Here is a 12606-nt window from a genome sequence, read left to right on the forward strand (position 1 = left end):
CGCCTCAGCCCAGCCGCTTCTCGAACCAGTGGTCCGCGTACGGGTTGTCGTTGTACGCGGGAATTTCGAGATAGCCGTTGCGCGCATACAGCGCGCGCGCTTCCAGCAGCGTGCGGTTGGTGTCCAGCCGCAGCGTGTGCAGGGCCATCGCGCGGGCCTGGGCTTCCAGCGCGTCCAGCAGGCGCTGGGCGATGCCCAGGCCGCGCGCGTTCGGCGCGACCCACATGCGCTTGATCTCGCCGACGCCCTCGCCGATCACCTTCAGCGCGCCGCAACCCAGCGCTTCACCGTCCAGGCGCGCGAGCAGCAGCACGCCCGAGGGCGGCACGAGTTCGTCCGGATCGGCGGACGGCCCGCGCGCGGGATCGAAGCCGGATTCGAAGCGTTCGGCCAGTTCGCGCAGATAGGCGTCGATGCACGCTTGCGCGTCGTCGCTGGCAGGGTCGACCGGCTCGACCACCACCGAAGCGGCACGCATCAGCCGCTCGACCTCGGCCATCGCCGTGGTCAGTCGTTCGCGCTGCCTTTCGCCCAGCGACGCCAGCAGCGAGGTGGCGAAATCCTGCGAACGACGGTCCAGCGCCTCGACTTCGCGACGGCCCTTGGCAGTGAGCGTGACGCGGCGTACGCGCGCGTCACCGGGCGCGGGCTGCGATTTCGCCAGGCCCTGCGCCTCCAGCGAGCGCAGCAGCCGGCTGACGTAGCCCGAGTCGAGCGCCAGCCGCGCGCGCAGGTCGCGCACGTCGGCGCCGTCGCGACCGATCTCGAACAGCAGCCGCGACTCGGCCAGCGGCCGGCCGCGGCCCAGGTAGTCGTCCGACAGCACGCCGATCCGGCGCGTCACCGACCGGTTGAAGCTGCGGACCTGCTGGATCTGGCGCTCGTCCATTACCTGACTTTAGTCAGGTAATTGGATCGATGCAAGGCGCCCGCGCCCCCCTTCTCCCGCAAGGGGAGAAGGGAACGACTGTGTTTGCTAGGCGCCTTCCTGCTGCGCCCCGCGACGCCCGCGCGCAAGGTACGGCAGCGCGAACAGGTACAGCCCCGTCAGCAGCAACAGCGCCAGCGGCAGCAGCGTGGCGAAGCCCACGTACAGGGCGATGTCGCCGCGCCCCATCACCACGAAGTTGGCGATCACGAACAACGTGAAGGCGATCGAGAGCCAGCGATGGATCTGGCGAATCCACTTGTTCCAGTTCATTGGAGCCTCCTTGAACGGCGTGACGGGACGGCACTGCTCGGGTTCGGGGGCCATGCTAGGGGCCGCGCACGGCGGCCGCTTCTCGAAAACTGACCAGGTGAAGGCGTGCCGACGGACGACGCCGCCGTTACGGCGCGCGCACCGTCGTGCCCTGCTTCATCACCAGCAGCGGCTTTTCCGTGGCGCGGATGTTCTCCAGCACGTTGCCGGGCACGGCGACGACGTCGGCGAACTTGCCCGCTTCCAGCGTGCCGGTCTCCCCGTCGATCCCCAGCAGCTTCGCCGAGCCCTGGCTGCTGGTGAGCAGCGCCGCAACCGGCGTCATGCCCAGCTCGACCATGTCGCCGAACTCCTGCGCGTTGAGGCCGTGCGGATACACCGCGGCGTCCGTGCCCAGCGCAATCGGCACGCCCACGCGCAGCGCTTCCTTGAACATCACCTGGTGCGCGGCGCCGGCCGCGCGCGCTTTGGCGCCGATCTGCGGCGGGTAGGTGTCGGCCTTCTCCACCACCCAGACCTGGGTCATGCGCGTGGGCACCAGGTACGTGCCCTTGCGCTTCATCAGCTGCAGCGTGGGTTCGGTGAGGAAGCTGCCGTGTTCGATCGAGTCCACGCCCGCCTCCACCGCCAGCTTCGCGGCCAGATCGCCGTGGCTGTGCGCGGCGACCTTGCGGCCCCAGGCGTGGGCCTCGGTCACGATCGCGCGCAGTTCGTCCGGCGTGAGCTGCGGCACGTCCACCGGATCGGCCTCCGACAGCACGCCGCCGGAAGCGCAGATCTTGATCACGTCCGCGCCGTACTTCATTTGTTCGCGGGTGGCGAGGCGGCATTGTTCGGCGCCGTTGCACACGCCGTCGCGCGGGCCCAGCGGCGCCACGCGCTCGGGCGGGAACGGCGCGATGTCGCAATGCCCGCCGGTGGAGCCGATCGCATGGCCGGCGACCAGCATGCGCGGGCCTTCGGTGAGGCCGTCGCGGATCGCGTTGCGCAGGGCGATGTCGACGAAGTCCGGCGCGCCGACTTCGCGCACGGTGGTGAAGCCGGCCTCCAGCGTCAGCTTCGCGTTGTGCGCGGCGTGGAAGGACTGCTCGGCGGGAAAGCGCAGCATGTTCTCGTAGAAGCCCTGCGCCCAGTTGTCGTCGTGGTTGGAGGCGATGTGGGTATGGGCGTCGATGAAACCGGGCATCAGCGTGGCATCGCCCAGGTCGATGACCTTGGCACCGGCCGGCACGGCGGCCTCGCCCACGGCGGCGATTCGCGTGCCCTGCACCACCACCACGCCCGGCGAGACCAGCCGCCCGCTGCGCCCGTCGAACAGGTGCGCCGCCTTCAGCACGACCGGTCCCGCGGCCGCCGGGGCCTGCGCCGGAGCGGCGGAAGCCAGCGAGAGAGCAACGGTCAGGCCCGTCAGGGCCGCGGCGGCGCGACGCTTCATCATTCCCTTCCCCTTGGTGGATGCACGTTCGGCCGAGTGTAGGAGGGCCGCCGCCGGTCGTCTCGCCTGCTGCGACGGCCGGCGGCCAGACTGCGCGCTCTCCTCGTCAGGGAGATCCCCGGGGCGGCGCGCGGACTGGGCCCTTCGCGCCGCCCCGGTTTCTTTTTCTCGCGCGGCATGCGGGTCCGTCGGGGGCGTTGTAAGCGCTTACCTAAAGGCCGCGTGAAGCATTTCGGTGCAGAACAGCGAACTGCGTCATGGTTCCGCGTCGTCCCCACTTGCCACTGCATGCAGCCCAGTCAGGATCGCATCGCAGTCCAGAACAACAACGACTCACTCGCATGCAAACAGGGGATTCCATGAAGCACCTGCTGTCGACCCTCGCGATCGGCTTCCTGCTGCTCTCACCGGTGGCCGCGTCCGCCCATGACAAGCACCATCACGACCGGGATCGCCACGACCACCACGACCGCCATGATCGCCACGATCACGACGACCACCACGACCGCGGCCGCAAGCGCGGCCACTACAAGCACGACTACCGCCGTGGCGTGGTCTACGTCGAACGCCGCGTCTACGTGGACGACTACCCGCGCTACGAGCTGCGCGAACCGCCCCGCGGCCACCGCTGGGTGCGCAGCGACGACGGCCGCTACGTGCTGATCGCCGTGGCCACCGGCATCATCGCCGACGTGCTGCTGCACCACTGATCGCGCACCCGCCGCGACACGACGAAGGCCCCGGAAGGGGCCTTCGCTGTTTCCACGCCCGCGAAGATGAGCCGCTGGCACGGCGCCGCCGCGCCGTCGCGGGCGCGCGGCCACACGCTGCCTTCACTTTTCCGTGCACAGACTGAATCGAGCCCGCGCGGCCTGAGCCGCATGGCCCACCATCGCGCCCCCCGCGCGGTGCGCATTCACTCGCAACGCACGGAGGATGCAGTGAAGAATTCCCCGCTCCCGCTTCGCCCCGTTCCGCTGGCCGCCGTCCTGGCCCTCGCCCTCGCCGCCGGTTGCAGCAGCAACCCGCCGGCCGAGACCGCCGCCCGCGCGCCCAGCCCCACCGCGATCGCAGCGGTGACGTTGAGCGTGGAAGGCCAGGTCACCGATATCGACACTCCGAACCGCCTCATCACCGTGCGCGGCCCCGATGGCAACGAAGTGGAAGTGCATGCCGACGACACGGTGCGCAACTTCGAGCAGGTCCGCGTGGGCGACATCGTGGCGCTGGACTACCTGCGCGCGGTCACCGTCGACATCCAGCCCGCCGGCAGCGCCGAACCGGGCGCCTTCATCAAGCAGGGCAAGGACGTCGCCAAGACCGGCGAGCGACCGCGCCTGGGCACTGCGGAAGTGGTGACGGTGCTGGCGCCGATCCGCGCGATCGACCTGGCCAACAACACCATCACGGTGGAAGGCCCGCGCGGCAACGTGGTCACGCTCGACGTGCAGAGGCCGGAACACCGCGCGCGACTGCCGGAGCTCAAGGTCGGCGACATGCTGCGCATCGCCTTCACCGAGGCGGCGGCGGTGTCGGTGCGGCCGAAGGGGAAGTGACGAAGCGGATTCCCCCTGCGACCCGTTCGTCCTGAACGTAGGCGCGCAGCGCCGAAGTCGAAGGACGAACGGTGACACCGCGCTGACGGCAGCAGCTCCGAGGCAGAACGCTCGGTCCCTACGACGCCACCGGATACGGCCCTTCCTCGAACACCACGTCGTGGTAGCCCTTGCTGCCCACGGCCTCGGCCAGCGGGCTGCGGAAGTCCTCGCCGCGACGCAGCGCATCGAGCACGAACGCGAAGTCGTAACGCGGGCGCCAGCCCAGTTGCTCGCGCGCACGCGCATTGACGTACACGCGGTCCAGCTGCGGGAACATGCGCCAACCGTGCGAGGCGTACAGCGCCCCGGCCTCGGGGAAACGCCGCGCCAGCACCGCCGGTGCGTCGCAGCGCAGGTCCGGCAGATCCTCGCGGGTGAACGGCGTCGTCGCCGAAATGATGTAGCGCCCGAAGCCGATCGCCTTCGCCCGCTCGACCGCCAGCAGGTGCGCGTCCACCGCGTCGGCGATGTCCACGCGCCGGTACAGCAGTTCGTTCGCCTGCGCATTGAGCGTGGAGAATCCGTTGCGCACGTCGATGCTGTCGTCGGGCTCGGGGAAGAAGCGCGATGTGCGCAGCACCAGCACCGGCAGGCGTCGCTTGCGGTAGAACAGCTCGCACAGCTGCTCGGCCGACAGCTTGGTCACGCCGTAGATGTTCTTCGGGATCGGCGAGACGTCCTCGTCGATCCACGCCGCCGGCTCGCCCGGCGCGGGCGTGAGCGCGGCGCCGAAGGTGCTGGTCGTGCTGGTGAACACGAACGCGTCCACGCCCGCCGCGACGGCTTCTTCCAGCAACACCAGCGTGCCGCTGATGTTGGTGTCGATGAAATCCTGGTGCGGATGCGTGGCCACGTGCGGCTTGTGCAGCGTGGCCGCGTGGATCACCGCGCGCACGCCCTTCATGTGGCGACGCACGAACTCGCGGTCGGTGATGGAGCCGACGTGGTCGGTGAACGCGGACGGCTTGAGGTCGATGCCGACCGCGTCGCGGCCGGTGGCGCGCAGCTGGCGCATCAAGCCTTCGCCCAGATGGCCGGCACTGCCGGTCACGAGGAGGGTCATGGAGGCGGTTCCGATGACGTGGGGACTTCGATTATGCCGGCGTTTTGTGTCCTTCCCGCTTCACCGCCGCGCGAAGCCTTCGCACGGAACGGTCATGCCGCCGACGCGGGCCCAAGGTATGCCGCCCGGTTCGACGCCAACGAGGCCTTCACCTGGCGGCTGGTTTCGTCGGCGAGGACTTCCGGCGCGTCTTCCGCCACCGCGCGCACGATCTGCTCGGCCACGTCGCGCGGCGAGGACTTGGGCGCGTCCATGCCGGCGGTCATGTCGGTGTCCATCAGGCCCACGTGCACGGCGGTGACCTTCGTGCCCTGCGGCGCCAGGTCGTTGCGCAAACCGTTGGTGAGCGACCACGCGGCGGATTTGGACACGCAGTAGGTCGCGCTGCCCGGCATGCTCAGCCAGCTGAGCACCGACAGCACGTTGACCACCGTGCCGCCGCCGTTCACCTGCAACGTCGGCGCGAACGCGCGCGCCACGCGCCAGGGGCCGAACAGGTTCACTTCCATTTCCTCGCGCAGCTTCGCCTCGCCTTCGTCGGAGAACAGCTGTCCGCTCTTGGCGATGCCGGCGTTGTTGACCAGCACGTTCACGTCGCAGCACTGCCGCGCGGCGACGCTGATGCTGTCGGGCGAGGCCACGTCCATCGCGATCGGCACCGCGCCGGGCACGTTCACCGACGCCGGATCACGCGCGGCGGCGTAGACCTTCTTCGCGCCCGCTTTCTGGAAGGCTTCGACCAGCGCGCGGCCGAGCCCGCGGTTGGCTCCGGTCACCAGGACCACGGCGTTGCGGATGTCCATGCGTCACCTCGTTTCGGGAAGGAAAGACCGGATGTTCGGGATCTGCGCGACGGCGATTTTCAGCCGGTGATTTCCAGCGCGATCGCCGTCGCCTCGCCGCCGCCGATGCACAGCGCGGCCACGCCGCGCCGCAGCCCGCGCCGGCGCAGGGCGTGCAACAGCGTGACGATGAGGCGTGCGCCGGTGGCGCCGATAGGATGTCCGAGCGCACATGCGCCGCCATTCACGTTCAGGCGATCGCGCGGGATGCCCAGCTCCTGCGCCGCCGCCATCGCGACGACCGCGAAGGCCTCGTTGATCTCGAACAGGTCCACGTCCCCGACCGCCCAGCCGGTGCGTTCGAGCAGCTTTTCGATGGCCGGGATCGGCGCGGTCGTGTACCAGGCGGGCGCCTGGCTGTGGGTGGCGTGGGCGCGGATCTCGGCCAGGATCGGCAGCCCTTCGCGCTGCGCGACGGAGCGTCGCGTCAGCACCAGCGCGGCGGCACCGTCGGCGTTCGCCGAGGCGCTCGCGGCGGTGATGGTGCCGTCGGCGGCGAATGCGGGCTTCAACGTCGGGATCTTCTCCGGCGACACCTTCAGCGGGTGCTCGTCGGTGTCGACGACGACATCGCCGCCCTTCGCCGGGACAGTGACTGGCACGATCTCGTCGGCGAACGCGCCCGTCGTGATCGCCTCGCGCGCGCGGCGCAGCGTTTCCATCGCGTAGTCGTCCTGCGCGGCGCGGTCGAAGCCGTAACGCTGCGCGGCGGCCTCGCCGAACTCGCCCATCGCACGGCCGGGTTCGTATGCGTCTTCCAGGCCGTCGAGCATCATGTGGTCGAAGATGCGGTCGTGGCCGACGCGGTAACCGCCGCGCGCCTTCGCCAGCAGGTACGGCGCGTTCGACATCGACTCCATGCCGCCGGCCACGACGAAATCCGCCGAGCCGGCGAGCAACAGGTCGTGGCCCAGCATCGTCCCCTTCATGCCCGAACCGCAGACCTTGTTGACGGTGGTTGCGCCGACGTCGTCCGGCAGGCCGGCCGCGCGCATGGCCTGCCGCGCCGGCGCCTGGCCCTGGCCGGCGGGCAGCACGCAGCCCATCAGCACTTCGCTCACGCGTTCGGGCGCGAGGTGGGCGCGTTCCAGCGCGGCGCGTATGGCGTGCGCGCCGAGCTGCGGCGCGGTCACAGGCGACAACGCGCCGAGGAAGCGGCCCAGCGGCGTGCGGGCGGCGGAAACGATGACGACGGGATCGTGGGAGGTCATGGCGGAACTCGTGCGGGCATCGCGGGGCGATGCGGTGGGGGAAGCGAACTCAGGCGACGGGGCGATCGAAGACCAGCAGCGTCGAGGTGGCCGAGGCGTGCAGGCGGCCTTCGCCGTCGATCAGACGCGCCTCGGCGAACGCGGCGCGGCGGCCGATGGACGTCACGCGGCCTTCGGCGCGCAGCGGGCCGGTCTCGCGCGTGATCGCCTTGTGGTAGGCGATCTTCAATTCCAGCGTGGTGTACGCCTGCTGCGCGCTCAGGCGCGAATGCACGGCGCAGCCGCAGGCCGAATCCAGCAGCGTCGCCGCATAGCCGCCGTGGACCATGCCGATGGGGTTGTAGGCGTGGTCGCCGGGGGTTCCGGCGAACACGGCCAAGCCGGGCTCGACCTCGATGAAATCGAAGTCGAGCGACTTCAGGATGCCGGGCTTGCGTCCGGAGGCGATCAGCGCGCGCAGTTGCGACAGGCCGTCCTGTCCGGCGGCAACGTCATCGACCAGGCTCATGCGGTTTTCTCCAGCGGGGGAATGTCGAGAGAGAGGCGTCGCCCCAACTGCTGGCGCGTGGCGTGCAGGTGGGCCTCGGCGCGGGCGGGTTCGACCTCACAACGCGCCAGCGTGATCGCGCCGACCAGTTCGGCCAGCACCGAACTCGCGAGTGCATGCGCATCGCCTTGGCCCAATCTCGCCAGCGGCTGCGCGATGGCGTCCGCCAGTCGTTCCACGCCTGCGGCGAACGCCGCACGCGATGGCGCGTCCAGACGCGGCAGATCGCTGGCGAGCGCGGCGATCGGGCAACCCTTGCCGGGCGCGTCGCGATGGGCCATCGACAGGTACAGGCCGAAGTAGGCGGCGAGCGCATGCGCGTCGTCGCGGCCTTCGCGGCAACGCGCCCAGTACGCCAGTGCGTCGTCGAACATCTGCGCGATCGCCGCGGCGACCAGTTCGTCCTTCGACGCGAAGTGCGCGTAGAAGCCGCCGTGCGTGAGCCCGGCATCGCGCATCACCCCGGCCACGCCGATGCGGTGCGGGCCGTCGGCACGGATCGCACGCGCGGCGGCGCGCAGGACGCGCTGGCGGGTCTGGTGCTTGTGGTCGGCGTCGTAGCGCATGGCGGAGTGGCTTATATGACGAACGTCATATTACTCAGGCGACCCGCCCGTGCCAGTGCCAGAGCCGCGCATTCAGCAACTGCGATCAACGCGCCGCTGCGACGCTGTGTTCTCTCATCCCCGACAGGAGCACGCCCATGTCCATCGCCTACGAAGGCGGCTGCCAATGCGGCGCGGTGCGCTACCGCGTGCAGGGCGAACCGACGATGGTGGCGCTGTGCCACTGCACGATGTGCCGCCGCGCGACCGGCGCTCCGGCGGTGGGTTGGGCGATGTTCGACGCCGATCTCGTCGAGTTCATGCACGATCGCCCCGCCGAGTACGCGTCCTCCCCCGACGCGCGCCGCGGCTTCTGCGCCCGATGCGGCACCTCGCTCAGCTTCACCGCCGACTACCTGCCCGGCCTGATCGACCTCACCCTGGGCAGCCTCGACGAACCGGCGCGGCTGCCCCCGCAGTTCCACTACTGGGAGGCCGAGCGCCTGCCCTGGCTCGGCATCGCCGACGGCCTGCCGCGCCACCGCGAGTTCCCGCCGATGGCGCCCGAACCCGCCTGACGGCGTCATCGCCGATGGGTGCCTGCACCGGGCAGATTGGCCCCACGGATACGCGTTTCATTGGCTCTCGAAAGGGACCGCTTGCACGCCTAACGTCGCCCTGCCTTCCCCACTCGAGGACATGACGATGACGATGCACTCCCCGTCGATCCTGCGCCGCGGCGTGCTCGCGGCCGTTTCCCTGCTGTCGCTGGCGGCGTTCTCCCCCGCGTTCGCCGGCGGTCACGGCGGCGACCACGGCGCCCGCGGTTGCGCGCGCCAGTTCGAACTGGCCCAGCGCATGGACATGGAATCCTTCCGCGACTACGACGCCGACACCTTCCGCGCCGTGCACGACGACCGCGCCATCACCGTGTTCGGCAGCGGTGCGAAGTTCACCGGCATCGACGCGATCATGACCGCGCTGGCCGGCCACTTCGCCAACCGCGAAGCGCAGTGGAGCTGGACCGAGCTCTACCGCGTCGTCGACGGCTGCAACTCCGCCTTCATCCTGTACGAGACCGTGTACGAGATCCCGCGCATCGGCTTCCGCCAGCGCGCGCTGACGGGCGTGACGTACAGCCACGACGGGCGCCGCTGGCTCGCGATCGCCGACCAGGGCACCGCGCTGCCGTGACCTCCGGTTGGGTCCGGCCGCGTCGGTGTCGATGCGGTCGGGCCTGCTTTTTATTTCCGAGGTGATGCTGGGCGAGCCGCGAGTGCGAGCTTCGGTACTCCGCCGCCCTCACCCCAACCCGTCTCCCGCGTGCGGGAGAGGGGCTCCGAACCGCCCCCTCAAACCCGTCATCCCGGCGAAGGCCTGTCCTGAGCTTGTCGAAGGGCCGGGACCCAGGCCCGCAGCGCATCAGGTTCACCACCTCGCTCATCAAGCGCGCGTCGCCGCCTCCAGCGTTCGCTTCATCGTGCGCAGCCCCTCTTCGATCATGCCGGCCACCTTCGGCGCGGCTTCGTCAGGCAGCAGGTCGGCGATCCAGCGCAGGCGCGTCCCGCCGCCGTCGCGTTCGAACGCCTGCACCGACGCGTTGTAGTGCTCGAACGAACCGACCGCCGCCCAGGCGACGCGGTGTCGCGCTTCGTCGATGTCGAGGATCGGCTCGCGCACCACCGTGCCGTCGCCGAAGGTCACCACGCGCACGCGGCCTTCCATTCGGCAATCGGCGACGAAGCCGGGCACCAGCCGTTCGTGAATACGGCCGACGTCGCGCAGCGCATCCCACGCAGTGGGCAGCGGGACTTCCACGTCGATGTCGCGTTGAATCGAGGCCATGCGCAGGCTCCCGACGATCGGACGGTGCGCACAGCCTGACGCCGCCGCCGCGCGACCGCCACGCCCGCCCTGCGCCTTCCGACGAAAGGCCGCGTCGGTTTCGGAATCGTCCGATGGTTCCGATGTGCGCCCGCGGCGACTCTGGCCGCGGCCGTGCGAGTCGGCCGGACGCCTCCCCTTCCCCCAGGCGTCCACTCCTTTCAGGGCTGCCGGCGTTTGCCGCAGCCCTTCTTTTTTGCCGCCTCACGCAGCGTCGCCTCGGTGCCTGCACTTGCCGCGCCGTATCCTGTGCGCCCCACGCCCGGCGCCGCGGCCATGCATTCCGAATACGACCCCGACGACAACTTCGCCCGCGCCTTCCACAACGAAGCCGACATCGACGACGAGGCCGCGATGGAAGCGGTCGCCTGGCAGTTCCTGCTGCTCATCAACCCCGGCGACGACGAGGCCGCGATGGAGCAGTTCAACGCCTGCCGGGAAGCCCTGGCCGACGGCGCCGACCCGGTCGCCGTGCTGCGCGACGTGATCGACTGGCGCTCGGGTTTCTACATCGACGACACCGATCCGGCGGGTCTGGTCGAGGTGCTCGACGAGCTCGCCTCGCGGCTGGGACTGCGCATCGACTGGGGCGAGGACACCGACGAGGATGAATTCCTCGCTCATGCCGAAGTGCCGGCGCTGGTGAACGTCGCCTTCGACCGCCTGCGCGAGCACCACTACACGCTGTGGACCTACGAGACCGGCGAAAGTGCACAGGCCGGCTTCATCACCCGCCAGCGCGACGACGAGGCGCTGCGCATGGTGGCTGGGGCACTGGGGTTCCACGTTCGGACGGGTGCGTTGTAGGGCAGCGCGCCGCGCGCGTCCCCTCTTCCGGCGCTTCGCGCCGCCTTCTCCCTCAAGGGGAGAAGGAAAAGCAAAAAGCAGCACCGATCGCCTTCCTGCCGCTCAATCATGCGCAGGAAAGCGCACGACAAACTGGCTGCCCTTCCCCGGCCCCTCGCTGCGCGCCTGCACGCTGCCGCCGTGCAGCTCCACGATCTTCTTCACCAGCGCCAGGCCCAACCCCAGGCCGAGCTTGGACGTCTCCATGCGCGACAGCGTGAACATCTCGAACAAGCGCTCCAGCCGTTCCGACGCGATGCCCACGCCTTCGTCGGACACGCGCACGATCACCTCCGACCCTTCCAGCGTGCCGCTCACCCAGATCCTTCCCGGCGCAGGCGTGTAACGCAATGCGTTGGCGATGAGGTTCACGAACACCTGCTGCATGCGCATCCGGTCCACGCGCACTTCGATGTCGCCACGCGGAACCAGCACGCGCAGCGTGCGGTCGTCCTGCTCCATCTGCCGGCGCGCGATGTCCGAGGACGCCTCCAGCAGCTCGCGCAGGTTGCAGCGACTGCGCTCCAGGCAGAAGCCGTCGGCGTGCACCTTGCTGTGGTGCATGAGGTCATCGATGAGCCGCGCGGCCAGAGTGACGTTGCGCTCGATCGCCTCCATGGCGCCGTTGATGTTCGCCACGCCCTCGCAGCGGCGCTGCAGCACGCCCATCCCCAGGCTGATGCCCGACAGCGGATTGCGCAGCTCGTGCGCGAGCAGGGCGATGGCGGCGCTCTTGCCCTCGCTGGCTTCGGTCGCCGCGCGGCAACGCTCGCGGCTGCTCTCCATCTGCATCTTCACTTCGGTGAGATCGCGGAAGAGTTTGAGGAAGGTGCAGCTCGGCACCTCGCCGCCCAGGTGCACCGTCACGCCGGAGGCCCAGAAGCGCGAACGGTCCAGACGCGCCATCCAGCGGTCGTCCGATGCGGTGCCGCGATGCCGTGCCTCGACGCGTTCGTGTTCGGGAATGCCGGCGTTGGCATCGCGCCGCAGGAAGAAGCGCGCCATGTTCATGCCCACCAGCCCGCCCGGCGCGGCGCCGAGGATGATCTCCGCGCCCGCGTTGGTCCAGCTCACCTCGCCTTCCTCGCTGAGCAGCAGCGCAGCGTGCTCGGGCGAACGCACGGCGAACGCCCACAGCATGTCCTTGATGACTTGTTCGTCGACCATCGGGCGCAGCGCATGGGTGTCCATTCGCTATCTCCCCGGAAGGTTCCGGGAGTGTGCGCCCGGGACGACTCGCGGCCCCGTGAAGGCGGACGCCTGGGCGTTCAGTGTCTGCGAGTCCCCCGCATAGCCCCTCTCCCGCCTGCGGGAGAGGGGTTGGGGTGAGGGCCTGGGCAAAGCGAGTGTCCGGACGATCCCGCCACCCTCGCCCTCATCAGCCTGCCGGCACCTTCTCCCGTGAACGGGAGAAGGGTCATTCCGCCATCCGCC

At 69.8% G+C, this 12606-nt stretch carries 15 protein-coding genes; 5 read left to right on the forward strand and 10 right to left on the reverse strand.

The genetic code is table 11. The features are described from left to right. Nucleotides 1–4: 4 nt before the first annotated feature. The 3 genes from AAFF32_RS01135 to AAFF32_RS01145 form a co-directional block, all read right to left on the reverse strand. A complete protein-coding gene (locus tag AAFF32_RS01135; protein WP_342316202.1) occupies nucleotides 5–889 on the reverse strand; it encodes a helix-turn-helix domain-containing GNAT family N-acetyltransferase in 885 nt (294 codons plus the stop codon). A gap of 87 nt (nucleotides 890–976) precedes the next feature. Beyond that, on the reverse strand, nucleotides 977–1201 hold the full coding sequence (locus AAFF32_RS01140; RefSeq protein ID WP_216965718.1) for a hypothetical protein: 225 nt from the start codon (nucleotides 1199–1201) through the stop codon (nucleotides 977–979). 127 nt (nucleotides 1202–1328) lie between these two features. Then, nucleotides 1329–2636 (reverse strand): amidohydrolase family protein, encoded by a 1308-nt coding sequence (locus AAFF32_RS01145; RefSeq protein ID WP_342316204.1) that lies wholly within the window; start codon nucleotides 2634–2636, stop codon nucleotides 1329–1331. Between the two features lie 359 nt (nucleotides 2637–2995). On the opposite strand from AAFF32_RS01145, the gene AAFF32_RS01150 reads away from it, so the two are divergent. Then, on the forward strand, nucleotides 2996–3346 hold the full coding sequence (locus tag AAFF32_RS01150) for an RcnB family protein (RefSeq protein ID WP_342316205.1): 351 nt from the start codon (nucleotides 2996–2998) through the stop codon (nucleotides 3344–3346). A gap of 231 nt (nucleotides 3347–3577) precedes the next feature. Beyond that, a complete protein-coding gene (locus tag AAFF32_RS01155; protein ID WP_342316206.1) occupies nucleotides 3578–4192 on the forward strand; it encodes a hypothetical protein in 615 nt (204 codons plus the stop codon). A 118-nt stretch (nucleotides 4193–4310) separates the two neighbouring features. Here AAFF32_RS01155 and AAFF32_RS01160 read toward each other — a convergent pair whose 3' ends face one another. The 5 genes from AAFF32_RS01160 to AAFF32_RS01180 all read right to left on the reverse strand — a co-directional run bounded on the left by AAFF32_RS01160 (nucleotide 4311) and on the right by AAFF32_RS01180 (nucleotide 8463). Next, the gene (locus AAFF32_RS01160; RefSeq protein ID WP_342316207.1) at nucleotides 4311–5297 is read right to left on the reverse strand and encodes an NAD(P)-dependent oxidoreductase; all 987 of its coding nucleotides are present in this window, start codon (nucleotides 5295–5297) and stop codon (nucleotides 4311–4313) included. 92 nt (nucleotides 5298–5389) lie between these two features. Then, nucleotides 5390–6100 (reverse strand): SDR family oxidoreductase, encoded by a 711-nt coding sequence (locus tag AAFF32_RS01165; RefSeq protein WP_342316208.1) that lies wholly within the window; start codon nucleotides 6098–6100, stop codon nucleotides 5390–5392. 59 nt (nucleotides 6101–6159) lie between these two features. After that, complete coding sequence (locus tag AAFF32_RS01170) at nucleotides 6160–7350, reverse strand: acetyl-CoA C-acyltransferase (RefSeq protein ID WP_342316209.1); 1191 nt, start codon at nucleotides 7348–7350, stop codon at nucleotides 6160–6162. A gap of 49 nt (nucleotides 7351–7399) precedes the next feature. Next, complete coding sequence (locus tag AAFF32_RS01175) at nucleotides 7400–7858, reverse strand: PaaI family thioesterase (RefSeq protein WP_342316210.1); 459 nt, start codon at nucleotides 7856–7858, stop codon at nucleotides 7400–7402. Continuing rightward, nucleotides 7855–8463, reverse strand: a complete 609-nt coding sequence (locus AAFF32_RS01180) for a TetR/AcrR family transcriptional regulator (RefSeq protein WP_342316211.1) — start codon at nucleotides 8461–8463, stop codon at nucleotides 7855–7857. Before AAFF32_RS01180 ends, AAFF32_RS01175 begins: the two co-directional genes overlap by 4 nt. Before the next feature lie 137 nt (nucleotides 8464–8600). On the opposite strand from AAFF32_RS01180, the gene AAFF32_RS01185 reads away from it, so the two are divergent. Continuing rightward, nucleotides 8601–9020: a GFA family protein gene (locus AAFF32_RS01185; protein WP_216965700.1), complete on the forward strand. Its 420-nt coding sequence runs from the start codon at nucleotides 8601–8603 to the stop codon at nucleotides 9018–9020. A 127-nt stretch (nucleotides 9021–9147) separates the two neighbouring features. Next, nucleotides 9148–9636, forward strand: coding sequence for a hypothetical protein (locus AAFF32_RS01190; RefSeq protein WP_216965698.1), 489 nt, complete (start codon nucleotides 9148–9150; stop codon nucleotides 9634–9636). Between the two features lie 249 nt (nucleotides 9637–9885). Here AAFF32_RS01190 and AAFF32_RS01195 read toward each other — a convergent pair whose 3' ends face one another. Next, the gene (locus AAFF32_RS01195) at nucleotides 9886–10287 is read right to left on the reverse strand and encodes an SRPBCC family protein (protein ID WP_216965696.1); all 402 of its coding nucleotides are present in this window, start codon (nucleotides 10285–10287) and stop codon (nucleotides 9886–9888) included. A gap of 315 nt (nucleotides 10288–10602) precedes the next feature. Between AAFF32_RS01195 and AAFF32_RS01200 the strand changes: the two genes are divergently transcribed. Beyond that, entirely contained in the window at nucleotides 10603–11133 is a 531-nt protein-coding gene (locus AAFF32_RS01200; RefSeq protein WP_342316212.1) for a hypothetical protein, read from the forward strand. 102 nt (nucleotides 11134–11235) lie between these two features. Here AAFF32_RS01200 and AAFF32_RS01205 read toward each other — a convergent pair whose 3' ends face one another. Further along, entirely contained in the window at nucleotides 11236–12363 is a 1128-nt protein-coding gene (locus AAFF32_RS01205; protein WP_342316213.1) for a PAS domain-containing sensor histidine kinase, read from the reverse strand. Nucleotides 12364–12606 lie beyond the last annotated feature (243 nt).

Origin of the sequence: Lysobacter sp. FW306-1B-D06B (assembly GCF_038446665.1) — a bacterium.
GTDB lineage: Bacteria > Pseudomonadota > Gammaproteobacteria > Xanthomonadales > Xanthomonadaceae > Lysobacter_J.